Consider the following 22,630-nt stretch of genomic DNA (forward strand, 5'->3'; position numbering starts at 1 on the left):
CTCCTTGCAAGTGTCGTCAGGCGCTGTTTGAATCTTGCTCCTCAGCGGGGACCAATCAGAATGGAACACGACGACGATTTGAAGAGCTTTGAGGCTCATGGTGCGGCGCCTCTGCCGGTGACATCAGTTCAAGGCCATATCGAACACGATGGTGCCAAGGTTTGGTATGCTTCCTATGGGGCAGGCGCTCCGGTAATCCTGCTGCATGGTGGCCTCGGCCATAGTGGCAATTGGGGCTACCAGATACCCGCGCTCACCAGTTCTGGCTACCGCGCTATCGTTATCGACAGTCGGGGACATGGCCGCAGCACACGCGATTCACGACCCTATACCTATGAATTGATGGCATCGGATGTTGTGGCCGTTATGGATACTTTGCATCTTGAAAAAGCGGCTTTCGTGGGTTGGAGCGATGGCGCATGCATCGCTCTTGTCCTTGCGTCAAAGGCACCTGATCGTGTGGATGGCGTTTTCTTCTTCGGCTGCAATATGGACCCAAGCGGCACCAAAGAATTTGTGCTTACTCCGGTTGTTGACAGGTGTTTTTCTCGCCACTCCAGGGACTACGCCGAACTCTCCGCTACGCCAGATGCGTTTCAGGCATTTGTCGATGCGGTCAGTCTGATGATGGGGACGGAACCAAATTACATGGCTGAGGATTTGGCGGCTATTCGCGTGCCTGTCACGATTGTGCAGAGCGAGCATGATGAATTCATCAAGCCGGAACATGCAGAATACCTTGCCCGGAGCATTCCGGGAGCAGCTTTAATCACCCTCGCCGGCGTTAGCCATTTCGCGCCGCTGCAAAGGCCGGAATTGTTCAATAATGCCGTACTCGCCTTCCTCAAGGGGATCAATCAGCGGTGAACGTTAAGCCAGCGCCTCGATCGTCTGAAACGCGTCATAGGCGGCGAGAACTGTCTCCATCTGTGCCGTGTGCCCAGCAATGAAGGCCTCGTCATAGATGGTCTCATCAGGGTATTCAGTGATCAATGTAAGGGGCACGTCGTGTCTGCTATCGACAGAGATCATGCAGGGAAAGCCATTGATAATGCGAAAGCCGGTTTCGCCTGCGTGGATTTCGTAAAGCCTGATCTGCTCATTATTAAAGGCAACAAGCCCCGGTACTGCTGCCAGCCGTTTTGTCACCAAATCCATGAAACGCTCGGCCCGTTCTTCCCATCCCTCCTGATGCCGCATGATCAGGAAAAAGCCCTTTGGCAGGGTCCACATGGCAAAGCCGCGCGGCACATAGCCGGATAGTGGGCGGGTCCATTCATGGGCGGGATAGCCATGCAGGTTGATATGCAATTGTGCGCCGCTCAGGCGCTGTGCCTCAACGCGGATTGCCTTCTCGCGCAACTCGGTGCCAGTGCGGTATTCCAGATCATCACCAAGCGCCGTATAGCGAGCCGCATGGTGCATATGCCGGGGATTGTCGACGCGAAGGCGCTGGTGCAACGCATAACCATCCGGATTTTCCAGTGGTGAAACGGTGAAGTGCGCGCCGGGACGTTTGGCAAGCGCCAAGGCACTGCGCAGGGCACCGACAATGCCTGTTGATTCATTCGGGTGCTGGCCGCCGCTGATCATGACAGCAGCATCTGTTCCCTTGTGATAGCGGGCTTGAACCGCCCTCCCGGCACGGGACTGCGCCTCAAAGGTTTCGCCGTCGATCTTGGCGAGTTCCGCGCGAACCTGCTCAACGAAAATGGGTGCGTGGGCTGTTGCCAACGGCTGAAGTCCACCTTTTGCTTCCACTGTATAAAGCTGACGCGTCTCGATCCGCAATGTAGGTGCTCCCGCACCTTGAATGATTTCTGGAACGATATGTCCCGGCTGCAAGCCGCGATCACCCAGCGGGCGGCCAGATTTTTTCTGGAATACTTCAAGCAGCGAAAAATAGAAGTCCTCGTGTAGCGCTTCACGCAGACTGATGACCTCGTCCCCGAAAGGCAATGGCTGGTCGGCAATTGCAAGCGTCGCGCGGATATTCAGCTCATCGAAATAGGGCTCGGTGCTGCCCCAATCGTGATCAATTATCGTGCGCATGGCGGTAGCAAACAGAGCCTCATAGTCCGTTTCAAGCCTTGTGCCTTCAAACGCGCCATTTAGTTTGATCCAGCCTGAGGGCGAGACAAGGGTTTCACCAATGAAATCCGTATGAATACGGTTTGGTGCGAAAACCTTATGTTCTGCCTTGCTGCCATCCTTGTAAACCAATGCCACGTCATAGGTAAATGGAGCGCTACTTCCGATTTCGAAACGCAATTCCGCCGTCCCGGTCAGGGCAGCCAGCGGATAGGCCTCCAGCAGAAAGCGGTTTTGCGCACAGTTCTCATGCACGGGATAGGCGATGGAGATGCTCTTCAGCGCATCCAAATCCACCTCTTCAAGGAAGAAATGCAGCAGTGGCTTGTAACCGCTACGCAAGCGGGCCTCAACGCCAAAAGCGGCCAGCTTTTTCTCGGCGGCTCGGCGGCTCGGCGCGTCCTCGAACAGCCATGCTTCAAAACGGGTGCCGCGCGCGGCAGTCCTGCCGTAAGTGTTAAGGAGCTGATCGAGGGTGCGGTCAAAACCGCCTTCATAAATGACTGTCATTTCGATTCACTGTTGATTAGCGCGATGTTCTTCCGGTGGGATCAAGGCTGTCGCGCAGCCAGTCACCCAGAAGATTGAGACCAAGTACGGTCAGGAGGATAGCGAGGCCGGGAAACACACTGACCCACCAGGCATTCTGCAAATAGGTGCGCCCGTCAGCCAGCATGCCACCCCAACTCGGAATAAGTGGATCAACGCCGAGGCCAAGGAATGTCAGGCTGCTTTCGAGCAGGATGTTGGTGGCAACGTTGAGCGTCATCAGCACGATGACCGGGCCGATGAGATTGGGCAGCAGATGCTGGAACAGAATGCGATAGTCCTTCACGCCAATGGCACGGGCCGAGAGGATAAATTCGCGATCGCGCAGGGATAACACCGAACCGCGTACCAGCCGGGCATATTGCACCCATTGCGACACGATCAGCAGGATGATCATGTTGGTGAGCCCGCCACCTGCAATGGCAATGAAGGTGATGGCAAGAAGGATAAACGGCATAGCCAGTTGCACATCGGCAAAGCGCATGACCACCATATCCCAGAAGCCCCTGTAATAGCCCGAGATCAGGCCCATCACGACGCCGATGACGACGGCACCGGCCACGGAGATAAAACCTACCTGCAGGGAAATCTTACCGCCGGTGATGACACGCGCCAGCACGTCACGGCCGAGTGGATCGGTGCCAAACGGATGTGTCCATTTGACGAAGGGTGGGAGCAGCCGTGCCATCAGGTCGATCTTTTCAGCGCCGCCGGGAAAGATGACACTGGAGAAGATGACCGCAAGGCACATGCCACCTGCGAGCAAAGCGCCGAGGATGAATTCCAGATTGCGGAACCGCGCAAATCGAGGAGTTGTCGTTGTGACAGACATGGGCTTACTCCGTCCGGATACGCGGATCGACAAGGCCATAGGCAATGTCGACGAGAAGGTTGACGCCAATGATCATCAGGGAAAGGACTGTGATGACCGCCTGTAGCACGGGATAATCACGCGCGCCGACCGCATCGAATGCCAGTGTGCCGAGACCCGGCCAGTTGAAAACGCGCTCGACTACGACGATACCACCGAGAAGGCCCCCGAACTGCAAGCCAAAATAGGTGATCAGCGGAATGGCGCAATTGCGTAGCGCATGCTTGTAAAGCACGACATTCTCACTGAGACCCTTGGCGCGGGCAACCATGATATATTGTGCGCTGAGCGTTTCCAGCATGGCCGTGCGCACCAGTCGCACATTGGTGGCTGTCAGGATAATGCCCATGGTGACGGCGGGCATGATGAAGCTTTCAAAGCCACTCATGCCACTGGGCGGCAGCCATTTCAATGTGATTGCGAACAGCAGCACCAGCATCAGCGCCAGCCAGAAATTCGGAAAGGACAGGCCGACGAGCGAAAGAATGCGGATAAGCTGATCCGCCCATTTGCCGCGCGATGTTGCAGCCTTGATGCCGAGTGGAATGGAAATGGCGATGGAAACGATGAGAGAAGAGAACGCCAGAAGCAGTGTGGCGGGCAATGCGGCTGCGAGCAGAGTGGAGACTTTGGTTCCGCCAAGGAAACTGCGGCCGAAATCGAGGGTGAACAATCCTTTCAGGAATCCGAAATATTGCGCCAGGAATGGCTGGTTAAGGCCAAGAGCTTCACGAATGCGAATAAGGTCATCTTCGGTGACACTGCCCGCCCCTTGTGTGAGCATCAATGCCGGATCGCCGGTAAGGCGGATGGCAAATGCCACGATGAGCGTCACAACAATGACGACGAATATCGCCTGCAAAAACCGTTTGATCAGAAAACCAGCCACGTCTCTATCCTTCAATCAATGGCCTGCCGCCCGGTGGCGACAGGCCTTAGCCATTATTCGACCGTGACATCCGTGAGCCGCAGGCGGCTATCGGGAACAGGTACGAAATTCTTCACGCGCTTGTTGACGCCGAAAATCGCGTTGTAGTTGAAGAGCGGCATTTCCAATGCGCGATCTGCCGTGTAGTGGGCGATGGATTTGAGGATTTCCTCGCGCTTGGCCCGATCAGTAATGGAGCGTTGGGATTCCAGCAACGCATCCAGCTTGGCATCACTGTCATAGGGGTTCCACTTCTCACCTGAGTGATACATTGAATAGGCGGTATTATCGTAATCGAGCGTCCAGCCACCCCATGCCTGCTCGAACATCGCGCCTGTCTTGCCAGCCGGGATAATGTCGTTGAGCAAGACGTTGGTCTCGTAAGGTTTGATCGTCACTGTAATGCCGATGACCTGAAGGTAGCTGGCAATGGCCTGTGACACTTCGTTGAATGTTGTGTCATTGCCGCGCACATCAATCTGCAATGTGGTGCCTGCTGCAATGCCAGCCTCCTTTAGCAAGGCTTTCGCCTTTTCCGGATCATAGGGCAATGGCTTCATCGTGGGGTCGTTGCCAAAGGACAGCGCGCCTTGAAAGCTGGCAATAAGTGATGCCTGTCCTGCGAGAATTGACTGGATAATGGCATCGCGGTCAACACCGAGGATCAGCGCTTTACGCACCCGTTCGTCGGCAGTTGGCCCGCTTTTGGTATTAAAGCGCAGGGCATAGACGGTAGGACCGGCTGTGCTCGCGACTTCAAGCTTCGGGTCGGCCTGAATGGTTGGGATCATTCCAACAGGAATGGTTGGTGGGATGACGAGATCAACGCGTCCGGCCTGCAATTCGGCAACGGCGGTGGCAGGTTCCGCAATGAAGCGATATTCAAGATTGGAGAGTTTCGGTGCGCCACCCCAATGATCGGCAAAGGCTTCCAGTTTGATGCCGATCTTCGGCTCGTAGGACACAAACTTGAACGGACCCGTGCCGACAGGATGGGCGTTGAAATAGTCATCACCCTTTTCCTGAATGTATTTCGGCGGCACGATCATCGCACCATAACCGGCAAGCTTGGTCAAAAGGACCGGGTCCGGCGCCTTCAGGTGAAAATCGACGGTCTTGGCGTCGATAATTTCTACGCTCTCGATAGCGGCATAGTTGGAACGCTGTGGCCCCTTCTTGCCTTCTTCACCAAGCAGACGGTCAAAGGTGAATTTGACGGCTTCCGCATTGAAGGGTTCACCATCATGGAATTTTACGCCTTCGCGCAGGGTAAAGCGGATGCGCTTGCCTTCGTCGAGTTCTTCCCAGGCGGTGGCAAGGCCGGGAGCCAGCTTCAAATCAGGGCCGCGATAGGTCAGGCCATCATAGATATTGGTGGCGACGGAAGCCCAGTTGACGAGAAATGTATCGATCGGGTCCCAGCTGCCGGGGTCCTGCGGTGATGAAATGGTCAGCGTACCCGCTGCCGCTGCTGGCCCAGCGAGTAAAGCTGTTCCTGCCAGACCCAGCGCCAGCAACGCTGCATGTATTCCCCATTTTTTGTTTGTCATTGTTTTCTCCTCTTTATAATCAGTCTTGTTGGAAACGGTTCAGGCTGCACTTGCCACAAAATGACCGGGCGCAATTTCCTTCCGTTCGAAAATCTTGGGTTCATCGCCAACACGGCGGATGGGGCTTGGTATTTCACCCTCCAGCATGATGCGGTTTCGCGCGCGGCCCGGATCGGCCACCGGTACTGCCGATAAAAGGCGCTGGGTGTAGGGATGTGCAGGTGTTTCAAAGATTTGCTGGCGAGTGCCGATTTCGACCACCTGCCCCAGATAAAGGACTGCCACCCGGTGGCTCATTTTTTCAACCACAGCCATGTCGTGGCTGATGAAGAGATAGGAAAGCCCCTGCTGTTCCTGCAATTCCATGAACAGGTTGAGGATTTGTGCCTGAATAGACACATCGAGCGCTGACAGGGCCTCATCGGCAATGATCAGTTTCGGATTGGAAGCAAGCGCGCGGGCAATGCAGACGCGTTGGCGCTGTCCCCCGGAGAATTCATGCGGATAACGGGAGGCATGGGCGCTCGTTAGCCCGACGCGTTCCAGCAGCTCGTCGACGCGCTTCTGGATCTGTTTGCTACCGTCGATGAGCCCGTGGGTGCGGATTGGTTCGGCAATGGAAAAGCCGACAGTTTTGCGCGGATCAAGCGAGGCGAATGGGTCCTGGAAAATATACTGAATTTCCTGCCGCAGTTTTTGCTGCTCATTCCTGTTCATCGCGGAAACGGGACGGCCATCAAAGAGGATCGTGCCTGAGGTTTCTTTTTGTAATTGCTGGATCGTTCGCCCAATGGTTGACTTTCCGGAACCGGATTCGCCGACAAGTGCCAAAGTCTCGCCGGGATGAATATCGAAAGATACTTTTTCAACGGCATGCACCCGGTGGGTGACGCCGCCAAAAATGCCCTTCTTGATGTTGAACCGGGTAACGAGGTCGCGCACCGAAAGAATCGGCGGAAGGCCATAACGAGCCGTATTCTGGATGTGCTCAGCACCGACAAGATATGGTGTGTCGCCATCCATAATTGTAAGCGGGAGACGTTTCGGAAATTCCTCGCCGGTCATACTGCCAAGCTTTGGCACCGCCGCAAGCAATGTCTGCGTATAGGGATGTTGCGGCTTGGCAAAAATATCGGCAACCGGGCCTTCCTCGACCTTCTTGCCCTTCCACATAACCACCACGTCGTCGGCCATCTCTGCAACAACACCCATGTCATGGGTGATGAAGATCACAGCCATGCCAAGTTCGGCCTGCAGCTCACGGATGATGTTCAGAATCTGCGCCTGTATCGTCACGTCAAGCGCTGTCGTCGGCTCATCGGCGATCAGCAGTTTCGGACGGCACGCTAGGGCCATGGCAATCATGACGCGCTGTCGCATGCCGCCGGACAGCTGGTGCGGATAGCGCCCGAGCAAGTCGGAAGCATCCGGCAGACGCACCATGTCCAACAGCCTCTTGGCTTCAGTTAGGGCGGCTGGCTTGGACATGCCCTCATGCAGAACGAGAACTTCGGCGATCTGGTCGCCGATGGTGAATACAGGATTGAGCGAGGTCATTGGCTCCTGGAAGATCATGGCGATCTCCTTGCCGCGAATACCGCGCATGGTTTTTTGCGTTGCGGTGGTGAGGTCAATCCTCCCCTTGCGGCTTTCGAACAGCACCTGACCCGTCGGAAATTGCCCGCCCATCATGTCAGCCAGCCGCATAACGGAAAGCGAGGTGACGGATTTACCCGACCCGGATTCTCCGACGATGGCAAGAGTGCGCCCCGCCCGCACGGAAAAGCTCAGGTTCTCCACAACCCTTGACGGACCAAACTCAACGGAAAGATTGTCCACGGCCAATAGCGGAGGAGAGAGATCACCGGTCACGCAACAATCCTTGTATTAAAGAGTAGTGGCGGCACGAGCCGCTTGGTCATAGGCGCCCGAAAGGAAGCGCAATACGGCGGCGATTTCCGAGAGCGTATCTTCGGCAGGCCGCGCATTGATTGTTGATGCGACGAACAGGCGCTCGCGAATCTGGGCGTAACGCGTGCAGGCGTCAGCGCCCTTATTGGTGATCTTGATGGTCTTTTCCTTGGCTGCCTTGCCCGTGGTGACAAGTCCGGCGGCTTCCAGCTTGCGGATAGCGTAAGTGGCTATGTGCGTGTCTTCGATATCAAGAACAAGACAGATATCGGCAAGCTTCTTTTCGCGTCCGCGATGCCGGACAGAGTGAAGGATGAGAATTTCTGTGGCCGAAAGGCCCGGCAATCCTGCGGCGGCCATGCAGCGCACCATCCAGCGGGAAAAGGCATGGGAAGCGAGAATCATACCGTATTCGACTTCGGAAAGACCGGGCGAACCGCCCTCGGCAAGATGTGCTGACGATACGATAGGGCCAATCGAAGAAACAGGTTTCAGATGCTTCGGCAGTGCCGTTGCAAACTGTTCAATATCCGCCGTCGTGTGGTCTTTGGGACCAGTCGTCATTCTTCTTGCCTCCACCTTGACGAATTTATATCATCATTTTATCGACATATTGTCAACGACGCTATAGTCTATTAATTGGGCATGCTTACAAATGTGGCAGTCGAGCAAGAGGAGTGCAGGATGAGCATGGGAAGCTGGGATTTCTGGGTCGACCGTGGCGGCACGTTCACTGATGTCATCGGCCGTGATCCGCAAGGCAAACTCCATGCCCGCAAGGTACTGTCCGAGAACCCTGATGCTTACAAGGATGCCGCTGTACAAGGCATTCGCCTGCATCTGGGATTGAAGCCCGGCGAAGCTATCCCCTCCGGACTTATCGGGGAAGTGCGTATGGGCACGACCGTTGCGACAAATGCTTTGCTCGAACGCAAGGGCGAGCGCCTCGCGCTGATCACCACAAAAGGCTTTCGCGATGCTCTTCGCATTGGCTATCAGGAACGCAAGAACATCTTTGCCACTGAGATCATCAAGGCGGAGGCACTGTACGATCAGGTTGTCGAAATCAACGAGCGTGTACTGGCCGATGGCACGGTTGAAATTCCCTTTGATGAGCAGCAGGCGCGCACGGCTCTGAAAGCGTTGAAGGAAGAGGGTTACGACGCGCTCGCTATTGTTTTCATGCATGCCTACAAGTTTCCGGCTCATGAGGCCACCATTGCAGCGATTGCGCGCGAACTGGGCTTTACTCAGGTTTCCGTCAGCCACGAGGTGTCACCGCTGATCAAGTTGGTCGGGCGCGGCGACACTACTGTTATCGATGCTTATCTCTCGCCAGTACTCCGCCGCTATGTGGCACAGGTTTCCAAGGAGTTGGACATTGCCCGCACAGGCGCCCGCGTCATGTTCATGATGTCATCGGGTGGTCTGACAGCCGCCGATATGTTTCAGGGCAAGGATGCAATCCTGTCTGGTCCGGCGGGCGGCGTGGTTGGTCTGGCCAGAACCGGCGAAGAGGCAGGTTTCCCCAATGTCATCGGCTTCGACATGGGGGGGACGTCCACCGATGTGGCGCATTTTGACGGCGAATATGAACGGGCTTTTGAGACTGAAGTCGCAGGTGTGCGCGTTCGTGCGCCGATGATGCTGATCCATACGGTCGCTGCCGGCGGCGGCTCGATCCTGCATTTCGATGCGGGGCGATTCCGTGTTGGACCGGATTCGGCCGGCGCCAATCCGGGGCCTGCCTGCTATCGCAACGGTGGTCCGCTGGCTGTGACTGACGCCAATGTCATGGTTGGCAAGCTCCTGCCCGAATTTTTCCCGCCGATCTTCGGTCCAGATCAAAACGAACCGCTGGATGTCGATGTGGTGAAAGCCCGCTTCACCGAACTGGCAAACCGGATCGGAGATGGGCGCAGCCCCGAGGATGTGGCTGATGGTTTCATCCGGATTGCGGTTGCCAATATGGTTGAGGCCATCAAGAAAATTTCCGTACAGCGCGGCTATGATGTCACGCGCTATGCATTGAGTTGCTTTGGCGGTGCGGGTGGACAGCACGCCTGTCTGGTTGCCGACGCACTTGGGATGAAAAGCATCCTTGTTCATCCCATGTCCGGCTTGCTTTCGGCCTATGGCATGGGTCTCGCAGACATTCGCGCCACGCGGCAAAAGGCATTGGGCGTGGCGCTTGATCCTGCCGCCCCTGCCCCGCTTGCTGTTCTGGCAGAGGAACTTCAGCATGAATGTCTCGCCGAACTCTATGCGCAGGGTATTGCCGAGAGTGAAATCAGCAGCATTGTGCGCGCCCATATCCGTTATGCCGGTACTGATACGGTGCTGGCGGTTGAGGCGACCTTCCCTGAACATGACGATATCAGCCGCATGCGCCGCGAATTTGAGATCTTGCACAAGCGCCGCTTTGGCTTTGTCGCCGAAAACAAGGCGCTTGTCATCGATGCCGTTGAGGTGGAGACCGTCGGCGGTGGTGCAGGGCAAGCCGAAACATCGGTGGATGCAACCGCAACGGGCGAGCCGGATATTGTAAGGCGTAACAGTTTCTACTCGCAAGGAAGCGCCCAACATGCAGCAGTGGTGTTGCGTGATGCAATGAAACCCGGACAGCGCCTTGCCGGTCCGGCGATCATCATTGAGCCGAATCAGACCATCGTCATTGAAGACGGCTGGCAGGCGGAACTGACGGCCAAGGATCATATCGTCCTTAAACGTATCAAGGCTTTGCCTGACCGTTCAGCTATCGGCACCAAAGCTGATCCGGTGATGCTGGAGATTTTCAACAATCTCTTTATGTCCATCGCCGAGCAGATGGGCGTCACGCTGCAAAACACCGCCTATTCCGTCAACATCAAGGAGCGGCTGGATTTCTCCTGCGCCGTTTTTGATGCGGAAGGAAATCTTGTTGCCAATGCGCCGCATATGCCGGTGCATCTCGGCTCAATGGATGCGTCCGTAGCTGCAGCCATTCGCGAAAATCCGGTCATTCATCCCGGTGACGTCTTTTTGATTAATGCGCCCTATAACGGTGGTACTCACCTGCCGGATCTGACTGTCTGTACGCCGGTTTTTGATGATGCCGGCACGACAATCCGCTTCTGGGTCGCCAGTCGTGGTCATCATGCGGATATTGGCGGCATTGCGCCGGGTTCCATGTCACCACTGGCTACCACAATTGAGGAAGAAGGTGTCTATATCGACAACTTCAAACTGATCGATCGTGGCCGCTTCTGCGAGGAAGAGTTGGCTGCGCTTCTGACCGGCGCCCTCTATCCGGTGCGTACCCTCTTGCAGAACGTCAATGATCTGAAAGCGCAGGTTGCCGCCAATGAAAAGGGCGTTGCCGAGTTGCGCAAGATGATCAGTCATTTTGGCGAGGACGTGGTCGAGGCCTATATGGGGCATGTACAGGATAATGCGGCGGAAAGCGTGCGCCGCGTGCTTGATCAATTACAGGATGGCCGCTTCACCTATGAAATGGATCAGGGGTGCAGCATTGTCGTCAACATATCAGTCGACAAAGCAGCCCGCGAGGTAACAGTGGATTTCACGGGCACGTCGGAGCAGCGCGCTGACAATTTTAACGCGCCGCGCCCGGTGACGCGCGCTGCTGTGCTCTATGTCTTTCGTACATTGGTACAAAGCGATATTCCGATGAATGCCGGTTGCCTGCGTCCGATCCATATTATTGTCCCGGAAGGAACCATGCTCTCCCCGGAATATCCTGCCGCTGTTGTGGCTGGTAATGTCGAGGTCAGCCAAGCGGTGACAAACTGTCTGTTCGGGGCTGTGGGTGCTCAGGCGGCGGCTCAGGGGACGATGAACAATCTTACCTTCGGCAATGATCAATATCAGTACTATGAAACCATCTGTTCCGGTGCGCCTGCGGGACCCGGATATAACGGTGCCGATGCGATCCATACGCACATGACCAATTCGCGTCTGACCGATCCCGAAATTCTCGAGACGCGTTTTCCTGTGGTGCTGGAAGATTTCCATATCCGCCCTAATTCCGGCGGCAAAGGCAAATGGTCCGCAGGCAATGGCACGAAACGGACAATCCGCGCGCAGGAGAAGCTAGACTTTGCCATTCTATCCGGTCATCGCCGGGTTGCGCCCTTTGGTCTGAAGGGCGGCGAACACGGACAGACCGGGACAAATGCTGTGCGTCGTAAGGACGGTAGGGTGGAAGAGCTTCAGGGTTGCGCCCACACGGTTCTCGAAGCTGGTGAGGCGTTTGTCATTGTCACCCCAACCGGTGGTGGCTACGGCAAGCCGGAGAATTGATGGTTCTGAAAAGCGCCTTTCTTCCCGAGTGAAGAGAGGCGCGACTGTCGCAGATATTTGGATGAGTGCTGCCACGCGCTGCTAAAACCTGTGTGAATAGCTCATCTTCTCTGATCTGGGTGATCTGCCTACACTCAAAGTCGACCAATCTAATGTCGCAAAATAGTGGACTAAATAACTCAACATACGGAAAAGATTACAGAATTTTACCTCTGCGCCTTCTTAGAATTCTTCTAATATATTGTTATTGCTTCGTTTTTCGTCCCGGTTTATGACTTGCCCTGCGCTGTACAACATCGGGCTGTCAGCGCCGAGGATTGGTTTTAATGCTTGTTCCATTTTTGATTATGCTGCGCGAGGGCATTGAGGCCGCGCTGATTGTGGGCATTGTTGCAAGTTATTTGAAGCAGACGGGTCGTGGCTCGTGGATGCCCGCAGTGTGGGTTGGCATTTTGTTGGCCGTTGCGCTTTCGCTGTTCGTGGGTGCCGGCCTCCAGATGGTTAGCGCCCAATTCCCGCAGAAGGCGCAGGAGTTTTTTGAGGCAATCGTCGGTTTTATTGCCGTCATCGTTTTGTCATCGATGGTTTTCTGGATGCGCAAGGCTGCGCGCTCGATCAAATCCGAATTGCATACGTCTATCGACGAAGCACTCGCTCATTCGTCGGGGCAAGGTGCGGCGCTTGTTGCCATGGTGTTCTTTGCGGTCGCCCGCGAAGGTCTTGAATCCGTGTTCTTCCTGCTGGCCATTTTTGAACAGAGTGCAAATTCCGATGCGCCGCTTGGGGCGCTGTTGGGTATCATTGTCTCCATTTGTCTTGGCTACGGCATATATGCCGGTGGTGTCCGCCTTAATTTGAAGCGCTTTTTCTACTGGACTGGCCTGTTCATCCTGGTTGTTGCTGCGGGTATCCTTGCCGGCTCACTGCGCCACCTGCACGAGGCAGGTGTCTGGAACAGTTTGCAGACTGTTGTGATCGATTTGAGCGACGTGCTGCCGGTCAGTAGTACTTTCGGCACACTGCTTTCAGGCATGTTTGGTTATCAGGATATGCCGACACTGGGTGAGGTCATTGCCTATGTCGCATTTCTCGCCATTAGCCTGTTCTTTTTTCTACGGCCCGCCCCTCAGCGTCAAAGCGCAGTTGCGGCGTCGCGACCAACTCATTGAAAGCTTTTCATGGCAGCCAATACAAATCCGTCTTCTCCTCCACCATCACAAAAGCTGATGAAGTTTGCCGTTGTGGGTGCTGGCCTGCTTGTCGTTGCCGGTGGTGCCGCGTTTTACTATGCCTCGACAAAGGTCAAAACTGGCCCGGCTGACGGCGCGATTACTGTTACGATCAGCGAAGGCAAATGTGATCCGAATGCCCTGACCGTGCCTGCTGGCCGTACGACATTCAAAATCGTCAATAAATCTGACCGCGCGCTCGAATGGGAAATCCTTGATGGCGTCATGGTTCTGGAAGAGCGGGAGAATATTGTTCCGGGCTTCACGCAGACGCTGACGGCCAAACTGAACGCGGGCAAGTACGAAATCACCTGCGGTCTTCTCAACAATCCGCGTGGTACCCTGACTGTAACACCGTCAGCAGAATCGGATGCGGCCGCAGCACGACCGGCACTCGTGGCATTTGTCGGCCCACTGGCCGAATATCAGGTGTTTCTTGCGACGCAGACGAGCGCGCTTGTGAAGGGCGTTCAGGCGCTCGACGATGCGATCAAGGCTGGAGACATCGACAAGGCGCGAGACCTCTACCAGAAGGCGCGTCTGCCCTACATGCAGCTTGAGCCGATGGCGGATCGTTTTGCTGATCTGCACAATGCGATTGACCCTGTTGCCGATTATCTTGAAAAGCGCGAGGCGGATGCCGGATTTACCGGTTTTCACCGCATCGAATACGGGCTCTATTCGGTCAAGAATCTCGATGGCTTGGCACCCGTTTCCGCCAAATTGCTGGCTGACGTTACTGCCCTCAAGGATCGTGCGCGGTCACTGCGCATTCCGCCGGCCCAGATTGCCAGCGGTGCCGCCCGTTTGATTGGCACTATTGCCAGCACAAGGATTACCGCGGGTGAAGATCACTATTCACAGACTGATCTTGCCGATTTTGAAGCCAATCTCGCCGGTGTCTCACGCATGATGGCGCTGATGAAGCCGGTTGTTGCTCAGGGTTCGCCTACTGTTATTGCCGATATCGAAGCTCGGTTAGCGGCTGTTGATAGTGCGCTCAAGGCACTGCGCGGTCCGGGTGGTTTCCCGTCGTACAGCGACGTGAATGCCGACAGTAAAAAGGCGCTGGCTATGCAGATGCAGGCGCTCGCCGATTCCATCGGTAAGCTCAATGCCGCTGTTGGTTTGGAATAGGACGAGAAGCAAGCATGGCAAAAGACAACGACGCACAGTCTTTTATCACCAACCGCCGCAATCTTTTGCTTGGTGTTGGTGCAGCGGGTAGTGTGCTGGCCGCCGGTGTTACTGGCGCACATGCTGCAGAAAGTCATGGCGAACAGGTCACAGATGCGCCTGTCAGTGACAAAATGCTGGAGCAGCAACCCTTCAACGGACAATATCAGTCTGGCATCGTAACACCGCGTCCTGCGGCAGGTATGGTGGCGTCTTTCCGGATTCTGGCAAGCAAACCGGAAGAAGTTGAGCGGCTTTTCAGAACCCTTTCGGCTCGTATTGCCTTTCTGATGAAGGGTGGCACGCCTCCCGCACTCGATGACAAACTGCCTCCGGCTGACAATGGCATTCTTGGCCCCGTGGTTCTGCCTGACAATCTGACAATGACTGTCTCGCTGGGTGCGTCGTTCTTCGATCAACGTGACTGGCTTTTACCGCATAAGCCTGTCCGCCTTTCCCGTATGAAGGCATTCACAAATGATGCGCTGGATCAGTCGCTATGCCATGGCGATCTCTCGTTGCAGATATCGTCGAATACACCCGATACCAATATTCATGCGCTGCGCGATATCCTGAAAAATCTGCCTGATTTGATGGTTTTGCGCTGGAAGCAGGAAGGCTCGGTGCCTGTTTTGCCGCGCAGCCCTGATGGCACACACCAGAGTGCGCGCAACTTCCTTGGCTTCCGGGATGGATCGGCAAACCCTGATGCGGGCAATACCGAATTGATGGATAGGATTGTCTGGGTTCAAGGCAGTGGCGACGAGCCCGCTTGGGCGCGTAATGGTACCTATCAGGTGATCCGGATCATCCGCAATTTTGTCGAGCGGTGGGACCGTACGCCGCTGGGTGAACAGGAGCGCATCATCGGACGGCTCAAGCCAAGCGGAGCGCCATTTGGTGGGCGTACCGAAATAGAAGTGCCTGACTATGCGAAGGATGCGGAAGGTACGGTTACACCGCTGGATGCGCATATCAGGCTGGCAAATGACCGTGCGAAGGGGTCTGACGCGCACCTGATCCTGCGCCGCCCGTTCAACTATTCAAACGGTGTAAGCAAATCCGGTCAGCTCGAGCAAGGGCTGCTGTTCATCGCTTATCAGGCTGATCTCGAGAAGGGTTTTATTGCCGTTCAGAACAAGCTGAATGGCGAACCGCTTGAGGAATATATCAAGCCGATTGGCGGCGGTTTTTTCTTTACCCTGCCCGGCGTTGTCAATGCCGATGATTTTCTTGGCCGATCATTACTGGAAGCAGCCGGCCATACTCCAACACTCACCAAATCCTGAAGGAGCTATCTATGAAACTAAGCGCCTACCTTACAGCAAGTGTCTTTGCCATAACCGCTGCGGTAGCACCGCGTGCTGCTAACGCGGAAGTCTCCCCTCTCGATCTCGTAGGGCCGATTGCCGAGTACAAGCTTTTCATTGGCGAGAATCTTGAGAAGCTCGTCAACGAGACAAAGGCTTTTACCGATGCCATTAAGGCCGGGGATTTGGAGAAGGCCAAGAAGCTTTACGCGCCAACCCGCATGAACTACGAAATCGTGGAACCAGTGGCTGAACTTTTCAGCGATCTTGATGGCTCGATTGACTCCCGTGCTGATGATCACGAACAGGCGGAGAAAGATCCTGCTTTCACCGGCTTCCATCGGCTTGAATATGGCCTTTTCAGCCAGAACAGCACGGAAGGCCTGAAAGACTTTGCTGACAAGCTTCAGGCGGATGTGGTGGAACTCCACAAGCGCATCACCGAATTGACATTCCCGCCCGAAAAAGTTGTGGGCGGCGCTGCTGCGCTGATGGAAGAAGTGGCTGCAACCAAGATTTCCGGTGAAGAAGACCGCTACAGCCATACGGATCTGTGGGACTTCAAGGCAAACTTTGATGGTTCACGCAAGATTTTCGATCTGGTTCGCCCCTTGATCGAAAAGGATGACAGTGCATTTGTGACCAAAGTTTCGGGCAATTTTGATACTGTCGACAAGACTTTGTCGAAGTACAAGACTGCCGAAGGTTACGAGCTTTATGACAAGCTGACTGATGATGATCGCACAGTGCTGGCCGCCGCTGTTAACACGTTGGCTGAAGATCTTTCGACCCTGCGCGGCAAGCTTGGCTTGAATTAAACCGCATAATCTTTCATTATTCTTTTTGAAACCCAGCTGGCGACGGCTGGGTTTCTTTTTTTAAGCCTTTGAATTAATTTCATAAAATTCGCGACCTGCGAGAGAATGACGCGTTAGCTTTCCCTCCACTTGCATCGGGCTTCTTTGTCAAATACAGTTATTTCAGTAATTACTGAAATAACTGTTGCATCAGGAATCACCGATGAACCTTCCTCCTCTCGTTCAATCCTTCGTCCTGCATTTTGGTGAAATGGGTAGCCGCTGGGGCATTAACCGTACCGTCGGTCAGATTTACGCACTGCTCTACGTCTCTCCTGAGCCATTGAACGCGGACCAGATTGTCGATTCCCTTGGTATTTCCAGGTCCAATGTTTCGATGAGTTTGCGCGAATTGCAGGCATGGAACTTGGTTCTGCTGAAACATCTCCCGGATGATCGCCGCGACTTTTTCACGACACCTGACGATGTCTGGCAGATTTTGCGAACACTTGCTGAAGAGCGAAAGAAACGGGAGGTCGATCCGACACTTTCTGTTTTGCGCGAGATTCTCATGCAGCAGCCCGCAAGCGATGCCGAACGCCACGCTCAGGAACGCATGGCGGAAATGCATGGCCTTATCGAACGTCTGACAACTTGGTATGATGATGTGAAGAAGCTCGAAACTGATCGTCTTGCAACATTGCTTACACTTGGGGCCAAGGTGACGCGATTGCTCGAGGCGAAGGACAAGATCGTTTCACTCGGTCGTTCCAAACGCAATCTGGACAGGGCATAACCGATGTCAGTCGACGCGTTGAGTTCCTCGACAGCTTTGCGGGCCGGTACTACGGTAGCCAGCGGCTCTCCGCGCGTCGAACAAACCTCCGTTAGCACTGGTCAAACTTCAGCGGTTAACCGCGGTGGTCAGGTAAGACGTGCAGCCTTCGTTCAGGCTGCTGGCTCTCTCCTGTGGTTGCCGCAGGCAGGGCTTTTGAGCATCGCTGTCGGCCAGATCGCGACCGGTAACGCGATATCCGGCATAATATGGCTCGCCGCTGGCGTCCTTCTGATTGGAATAGTACGTGCGTTGATCGATGCGCTGGGAAACCGACTGGCTTTTCGTGCTGCGCGCGCTGCTCTTTCGGAACTGCGGGTAGACGCCGTTGCAGTTCTGGCTCGCCGTTCGCCGCTTGATCCTGATCGGATAGCCTCGGGTGCTGCGGCAAGCATTCTGACGGAACAGGCTGAGGCGGTCGTACCCTATCTCGCGCGCTTTGGTCCCGCGAGGTTCAAGGCAACGGTGGTCCCGGTCGCCATCCTTCTTTGTGTTCTGCCGCTCTCCTGGGCCGCCGCTATCGTTCTGCTTGTGGCAGCGCCGCTTATTCCTGTTTTCATGGCGCTTATTGGCTGGCGTGCCAAGGCGGCGAGCGAAGCACAATTGGTCGAGGTTGGCGGAATGAATGCATTTCTGCTGGATCGGCTGCGCGGGCTTGCCACGATCCGTTCGCTCGGTGCTGTTGATAGGACAGCAAAGCGTCTGCGAGACGATGCTGAATCCTTGCGGATGCGGACAATGGCCGTGTTGCGCATCGCCTTTCTGTCCTCGGCGGTTCTTGAGTTGTTTGCGGCGCTCGGCGTTGCCATGGTGGCTGTTTATGTCGGCTTTCATCTTCTCGGGCAGCTGGATTTCGGCACATGGAGCGGCCGACTTTCACTGAGCGAAGGGCTGTTTATCCTCCTGCTCGCTCCGGCGTTTTTTGAGCCTCTGCGTGAACTCTCGTCTGTCTGGCACGACCGAGCTGCCGGAGAAGCTGCGCTGGACGCGCTACGCAAGCTTGCGGTCGGTGGCACTGAGGTGCCAGGCGCAAAAAATGCAAAGGGCCATCAGCAAAAAACTGCCGTTCAATCGTCCGGAACATCGGCGGTTCAGATCAGAGGTCTCACATTCCGCTATGCCGATAAACAACTGCCAGTCTTTGAGGATATCAGCTTTGATATTGCTTCTGGTGAAACTGTTGCGCTGCTTGGGCCAAGCGGATCGGGAAAATCGACGTTGTTGGCTCTGATTGCTGGTCTTGCGCCACTGGAATGCGGAGAAATTGCTATCGCTGGCCTGTCCTTGGCGACAAATGCTATGGAGGCGCGCAAAAAGATTGCCTGGGTTGGGCAAAGACCGCATATTTTTGCTGGCACTGTCTCTGCAAATATTTCCCTGGGGCGCCCCAACGTCGATGGGCAAGCGGCCGAGGCGGCTCTGCATCAGTCTGCTCTCGATAATGTTGCCAATGCTCGTGGCAAGGCTGCAATCGGTGAGGGAGGGGCCGGACTTTCGGGGGGCGAAGCACTGCGTCTTGCTCTTGCCCGTGCGGCCGCTAATGCTGAGGCGTCGATCATCCTTGCCGATGAGCCAACGGCGCATCTCGATAGTGAGACAGCTAATGATATTGCCGAAAGATTGTTCGCGATGTCCAAAGGCAAGACGCTTGTCATAGCGACACACGACCCGGTACTGGCCGCGCGCGCACACCGCATCCTCGATCTTCGAATGGCATTTTCGAGGAGTGGCATATGATGTCTTTCTGGCGCGATTTTCGCCCCATTATCCAGCTTTTCCTCGCAGAGCGACGCTTTATGCTTGTTGCAGGTGCGCTGCTGGCAGCTGCGACGGTGTTGGCTGGCACTGCGCTCCTCGGATTATCCGGCTGGTTCATCACCGCCACGGCAATTGCCGGGCTTTCGTCGGCGACCGCCTTTGCCTTTGATGTCTTCGCGCCATCTGCGGGTATCCGCTTTCTTGCTCTCGCACGGACTGCAGCGCGTTATGGCGAGCGGTTGACGACCCATGATGCCACGCTGGGTGTGCTTGCTGGTTTGCGGGAGAAATTGTTTCGCGGATGGGCGCGGCCTGACGCTGCTCATGCGCTTTTACAGCGACCGTCAAAATTGCTGTTTCGGTTAACGGCAGACATAGATGCTCTCGACTCCCTCTACCTGCGTATACTGGTTCCCGGTGCGGTCGCGTTGTGCTCCGCATTGACGATCAGCGTTGCTTTTGGCCTGATGCACCCGGTCCTTGGGCTGAGCGTTGCGCTATGGCTTTTGGTAACGGGGTTTGGAATTCCTGTTCTTGCCGGTCGTTTTTCACTCGGTGCTGCCCGCCGCCGCACCCACGGGCTTGAGGCGCAGCGCTCGCGTGTTATCGATCTGATCGCAGGTCAGGCGGATCTCATCATGGCTGGACGAGTCTCAGCCCAATGTGATGCGATCAGATCCGCTAATGACCGCTTGGCTGATGCGGATGATCGGCTGAATCAGGTGGAAATGGGTGTTACAGTTGGCTTTGGGATAGCCGCCGCCGTGCTCCTTTCCGGAACGCTGATTGCTGTCGCCATTCTCGCACAGGCCGGTCTGATCGGCGCGCCGGTTGCTGCGCTGGGCATATTGTTGGCTTTGGCAGCGCTTGAGCCCTTTGCCGGGTTGCGGCGCGGCGCTTTGGAGCTTGGTCGTACAGTTCTAGCGGCAAGGCGTATTGGCAGCAATCTTGTAGATATCCCCTCCCCTCCTCTTCCCTCCCCTCCCCCGGGCATTAATGCAGTCCAGCTGGAGGCGGTCACGGCCTTTCACAAGGGAGCTTTCATACCTGCTCTCACTGACATTTCGCTTACCCTTGCAAAAGGCGAGCACATCGCTCTGCTCGGCGCGAGCGGCGCAGGTAAATCGACGCTGATGATGTTGATTGCAGGGGAAATTGCACCGGCAGTTGGCTGCATCAGATATATATCCTCGGCGCGGCTTACCCAAAAGACGGAGTTATTTCAGGATAGTCTTCGTGACAATCTCAGGCTTGCTGATCCGGATGCGACTGATGCGCATCTTTGGCACGTATTGGCGATAGCGGGTCTCGCAGACCACGTAAGGACATTGCCCGGACAGCTTGCTACTCGGCTCGGCGAAGGCGGACTTGGGCTCTCAGGTGGCCAATTGCGTCGCCTGGCGCTTGCGCGGCTGCTTCTGCGTGACGCGCCGCTATGGTTGCTGGATGAGCCAACTGAAGGGCTTGATGGCGACACGGCCCGCGATGTCCTTGCGCGTCTGAAACAGCAGATGGGTGGCCGTTCAGTCGTCATTGCTACTCACATAAGGCGGGAGGTCGAGTTGGCTGATCGTCTTCTCATTATGAAACGGGGGCAACTTATTGCCTCCATACACCGCGGCGCGCCGGAGTTTGACGCCGTGCTTGCAACATTGCGGCCTGATTGACCGCACAGTCTCTTTCACTCGGCGCTTGCCTGTCGCAACGCTGATCAACAGGGGGTCGGGCGAACCCGACAGAAGCAGATGGAACTCGACATCGTGGCGCTCTCGCGCCTGCAATTTGCGATAACAGCGCTTTATCACTTTCTTTTCGTACCTTTGACGCTCGGCCTCTCCGTGCTGCTTGCGATCATGGAGACCGTCTACGTGATGACCGGTCGTGTGATCTGGCGGCAAATGACGAAATTCTGGGGTACGTTGTTTGGTATCAACTTCGCTCTTGGCGTGGCGACCGGTATTGTCATGGAATTCCAGTTCGGCATGAACTGGAGCTATTACAGCCAGTATGTCGGGGATATTTTTGGGGCACCACTGGCCATTGAAGGCCTGATGGCATTTTTCCTCGAAGCGACCTTCGTCGGGTTGTTCTTTTTCGGTTGGGACAAGCTTTCCAAAGTCGGGCACCTCACAGCAACCTGGTTGGTTGCCATCGGTTCGAACTTCTCCGCTTTGTGGATATTGATTGCCAATGGCTGGATGCAGAATCCCGTCGGATCGGCGTTTAATCCGCAGACCATGCGAATGGAGGTCACTGATTTCTTTGCAGTTTTGTTTAATCCGGTTGCTCAGGCAAAGTTCGTTCACACGGTCTCAGCCGGTTACGTAACGGCCTCAATCTTTGTTCTCGGCGTCTCGGCCTGGTATGTTTTGAAAGGTCGCCACACGGCTCTGGCCAAACGATCGATGACGGTGGCTGCCTCCTTCGGGCTTGCGGCTTCCCTCTCCGTAGTCGTGCTTGGAGATGAGAGCGGCTATCTCTCCACCGAACATCAGAAGATGAAGCTCGCATCCATTGAAGCGATGTGGAAGACCGAGCCTGCTCCTGCTGCTTTCACAGCCTTCGGCTTTCCCGATCAACAGTCGCGTGAAACCCATTATGCGGTGCATATCCCTTGGCTTATGGGATTGATCGGTACGCGCTCCCTGACCACGGAAATTCCGGGTATTGAAGATCTGGTCAAGCACGCGAAAGTGCGGATCAAGCAAGGTTTGCTTGCCTATGACGCACTTCAGCAGATACGTGCGGCTGGCAGCACGGGTGAAATTGCCCCTGACACCCGCACGACATTTGAAAATAATGGTGCTGACCTGGGCTATGCCTTGCTTCTCAAGCGCTATGTTGACGATCCGCGTCAGGCAACAGATGCACAGATTGAAAAGGCCGCGTGGGATACGGTTCCGCATGTCCCTACCCTCTTCTGGTCTTTCCGCATCATGGTTGGGCTCGGTATGTTCTTCATCTTGCTGACTGCAACCTTTTTTGTGCTGTCTGTGCGCCGGCAACTCGATACATATCCCTGGTTGTTACGGATTGCGGTATTGGCGATCCCCCTCCCCTGGATTGCCGCCGAAATGGGCTGGATCGTTGCGGAATTTGGCCGCCAGCCTTGGATCATCGAAGGTGTTCTACCGACAGCAGCAGCAGTTTCCAATCTTGGTGCAATGTCCTTGCTGATCACGATTGCCGGCTTTGTCACGATCTACACGGTGCTGTTCATCATCGAGATGGGCTTGATGCTTCGTGCCATTCGCAAAGGACCGGAACCGGACGACGAACCGGAAGCGCTCCTGATTTCCCCACACATTGTTCCGGCGGAGTAA

At 55.4% G+C, this 22,630-nt stretch carries 16 protein-coding genes; 10 read left to right on the forward strand and 6 right to left on the reverse strand.

The window, feature by feature from the left end:
• Positions 1-60: 60 nt before the first annotated feature.
• A complete protein-coding gene (locus tag FHW17_RS23915; RefSeq protein WP_112529427.1) occupies positions 61-867 on the forward strand; it encodes an alpha/beta hydrolase in 807 nt (268 codons plus the stop codon).
• A gap of 3 nt (positions 868-870) precedes the next feature.
• On the opposite strand, the gene FHW17_RS23920 is transcribed toward FHW17_RS23915, so the two are convergent.
• From FHW17_RS23920 to FHW17_RS23945, 6 genes are read right to left on the reverse strand one after another with little or no spacing between them, the layout of a single operon-like run.
• Positions 871-2,601 carry a M14 family metallopeptidase gene (locus FHW17_RS23920; protein WP_182510968.1) on the reverse strand — a complete coding sequence of 577 codons (1,731 nt, stop codon included), beginning with the start codon at positions 2,599-2,601 and terminating at the stop codon, positions 871-873.
• 16 nt (positions 2,602-2,617) lie between these two features.
• Positions 2,618-3,472, reverse strand: coding sequence for an ABC transporter permease (locus tag FHW17_RS23925; protein ID WP_112529431.1), 855 nt, complete (start codon positions 3,470-3,472; stop codon positions 2,618-2,620).
• A gap of 4 nt (positions 3,473-3,476) precedes the next feature.
• Positions 3,477-4,400 (reverse strand): ABC transporter permease, encoded by a 924-nt coding sequence (locus FHW17_RS23930; protein WP_182510969.1) that lies wholly within the window; start codon positions 4,398-4,400, stop codon positions 3,477-3,479.
• Positions 4,401-4,453: 53 nt separating this feature from the next.
• Positions 4,454-5,989 (reverse strand): ABC transporter substrate-binding protein, encoded by a 1,536-nt coding sequence (locus FHW17_RS23935; protein WP_182510970.1) that lies wholly within the window; start codon positions 5,987-5,989, stop codon positions 4,454-4,456.
• 39 nt (positions 5,990-6,028) lie between these two features.
• On the reverse strand, positions 6,029-7,861 hold the full coding sequence (locus tag FHW17_RS23940) for a dipeptide ABC transporter ATP-binding protein (protein ID WP_112529437.1): 1,833 nt from the start codon (positions 7,859-7,861) through the stop codon (positions 6,029-6,031).
• Positions 7,862-7,876: 15 nt separating this feature from the next.
• Positions 7,877-8,464 carry a winged helix DNA-binding protein gene (locus FHW17_RS23945; RefSeq protein WP_182510971.1) on the reverse strand — a complete coding sequence of 196 codons (588 nt, stop codon included), beginning with the start codon at positions 8,462-8,464 and terminating at the stop codon, positions 7,877-7,879.
• A gap of 120 nt (positions 8,465-8,584) precedes the next feature.
• On the opposite strand from FHW17_RS23945, the gene FHW17_RS23950 reads away from it, so the two are divergent.
• The 9 genes from FHW17_RS23950 to FHW17_RS23990 all read left to right on the forward strand — a co-directional run bounded on the left by FHW17_RS23950 (position 8,585) and on the right by FHW17_RS23990 (position 22,630).
• On the forward strand, positions 8,585-12,202 hold the full coding sequence (locus tag FHW17_RS23950) for a hydantoinase B/oxoprolinase family protein (RefSeq protein ID WP_182510972.1): 3,618 nt from the start codon (positions 8,585-8,587) through the stop codon (positions 12,200-12,202).
• Positions 12,203-12,528: 326 nt separating this feature from the next.
• A complete protein-coding gene (gene efeU, locus FHW17_RS23955; RefSeq protein WP_112529443.1) occupies positions 12,529-13,371 on the forward strand; it encodes an iron uptake transporter permease EfeU in 843 nt (280 codons plus the stop codon).
• Between the two features lie 9 nt (positions 13,372-13,380).
• On the forward strand, positions 13,381-14,568 hold the full coding sequence (gene efeO, locus FHW17_RS23960; protein ID WP_182510973.1) for an iron uptake system protein EfeO: 1,188 nt from the start codon (positions 13,381-13,383) through the stop codon (positions 14,566-14,568).
• Positions 14,569-14,582: 14 nt separating this feature from the next.
• Positions 14,583-15,896 carry an iron uptake transporter deferrochelatase/peroxidase subunit gene (efeB, locus tag FHW17_RS23965; RefSeq protein ID WP_182510974.1) on the forward strand — a complete coding sequence of 438 codons (1,314 nt, stop codon included), beginning with the start codon at positions 14,583-14,585 and terminating at the stop codon, positions 15,894-15,896.
• A gap of 11 nt (positions 15,897-15,907) precedes the next feature.
• A complete protein-coding gene (efeO, locus tag FHW17_RS23970; RefSeq protein WP_182510975.1) occupies positions 15,908-16,735 on the forward strand; it encodes an iron uptake system protein EfeO in 828 nt (275 codons plus the stop codon).
• A 202-nt stretch (positions 16,736-16,937) separates the two neighbouring features.
• On the forward strand, positions 16,938-17,510 hold the full coding sequence (locus FHW17_RS23975) for a GbsR/MarR family transcriptional regulator (RefSeq protein ID WP_112529451.1): 573 nt from the start codon (positions 16,938-16,940) through the stop codon (positions 17,508-17,510).
• A 3-nt stretch (positions 17,511-17,513) separates the two neighbouring features.
• The gene (gene cydD / locus FHW17_RS23980) at positions 17,514-19,286 is read left to right on the forward strand and encodes a thiol reductant ABC exporter subunit CydD (protein WP_112529453.1); all 1,773 of its coding nucleotides are present in this window, start codon (positions 17,514-17,516) and stop codon (positions 19,284-19,286) included.
• Positions 19,283-20,974, forward strand: coding sequence for an ATP-binding cassette domain-containing protein (locus FHW17_RS23985; protein WP_112549423.1), 1,692 nt, complete (start codon positions 19,283-19,285; stop codon positions 20,972-20,974). The genes cydD and FHW17_RS23985 overlap by 4 nt, the downstream gene beginning before the upstream one ends.
• A 78-nt stretch (positions 20,975-21,052) precedes the next feature.
• Entirely contained in the window at positions 21,053-22,630 is a 1,578-nt protein-coding gene (locus FHW17_RS23990) for a cytochrome ubiquinol oxidase subunit I (protein ID WP_112525691.1), read from the forward strand.

It is taken from the genome of Phyllobacterium sp. P30BS-XVII, assembly GCF_014138335.1.
GTDB classification, from domain to species: Bacteria; Pseudomonadota; Alphaproteobacteria; order Rhizobiales; family Rhizobiaceae; genus Phyllobacterium; species Phyllobacterium meliloti.

What these genes read in the sequence shown, in the direction of transcription:
- FHW17_RS23990 (WP_112525691.1), top strand. Translation starts at nt 21,053, where the DNA reads ATGGAACTCGACATCGTGGCGCTCTCGCGCCTGCAATTTGCGATAACA.
- FHW17_RS23945 (WP_182510971.1), bottom strand. Translation starts at nt 8,464, where the DNA reads ATGACGACTGGTCCCAAAGACCACACGACGGCGGATATTGAACAGTTT.
- FHW17_RS23985 (WP_112549423.1), top strand. Translation starts at nt 19,283, where the DNA reads ATGATGTCTTTCTGGCGCGATTTTCGCCCCATTATCCAGCTTTTCCTC.
- FHW17_RS23915 (WP_112529427.1), top strand. Translation starts at nt 61, where the DNA reads ATGGAACACGACGACGATTTGAAGAGCTTTGAGGCTCATGGTGCGGCG.
- FHW17_RS23950 (WP_182510972.1), top strand. Translation starts at nt 8,585, where the DNA reads ATGAGCATGGGAAGCTGGGATTTCTGGGTCGACCGTGGCGGCACGTTC.
- FHW17_RS23920 (WP_182510968.1), bottom strand. Translation starts at nt 2,601, where the DNA reads ATGACAGTCATTTATGAAGGCGGTTTTGACCGCACCCTCGATCAGCTC.
- cydD (WP_112529453.1), top strand. Translation starts at nt 17,514, where the DNA reads ATGTCAGTCGACGCGTTGAGTTCCTCGACAGCTTTGCGGGCCGGTACT.
- efeO (WP_182510973.1), top strand. Translation starts at nt 13,381, where the DNA reads ATGGCAGCCAATACAAATCCGTCTTCTCCTCCACCATCACAAAAGCTG.
- efeB (WP_182510974.1), top strand. Translation starts at nt 14,583, where the DNA reads ATGGCAAAAGACAACGACGCACAGTCTTTTATCACCAACCGCCGCAAT.
- FHW17_RS23975 (WP_112529451.1), top strand. Translation starts at nt 16,938, where the DNA reads ATGAACCTTCCTCCTCTCGTTCAATCCTTCGTCCTGCATTTTGGTGAA.
- FHW17_RS23925 (WP_112529431.1), bottom strand. Translation starts at nt 3,472, where the DNA reads ATGTCTGTCACAACGACAACTCCTCGATTTGCGCGGTTCCGCAATCTG.
- FHW17_RS23935 (WP_182510970.1), bottom strand. Translation starts at nt 5,989, where the DNA reads ATGACAAACAAAAAATGGGGAATACATGCAGCGTTGCTGGCGCTGGGT.
- efeO (WP_182510975.1), top strand. Translation starts at nt 15,908, where the DNA reads ATGAAACTAAGCGCCTACCTTACAGCAAGTGTCTTTGCCATAACCGCT.
- efeU (WP_112529443.1), top strand. Translation starts at nt 12,529, where the DNA reads ATGCTTGTTCCATTTTTGATTATGCTGCGCGAGGGCATTGAGGCCGCG.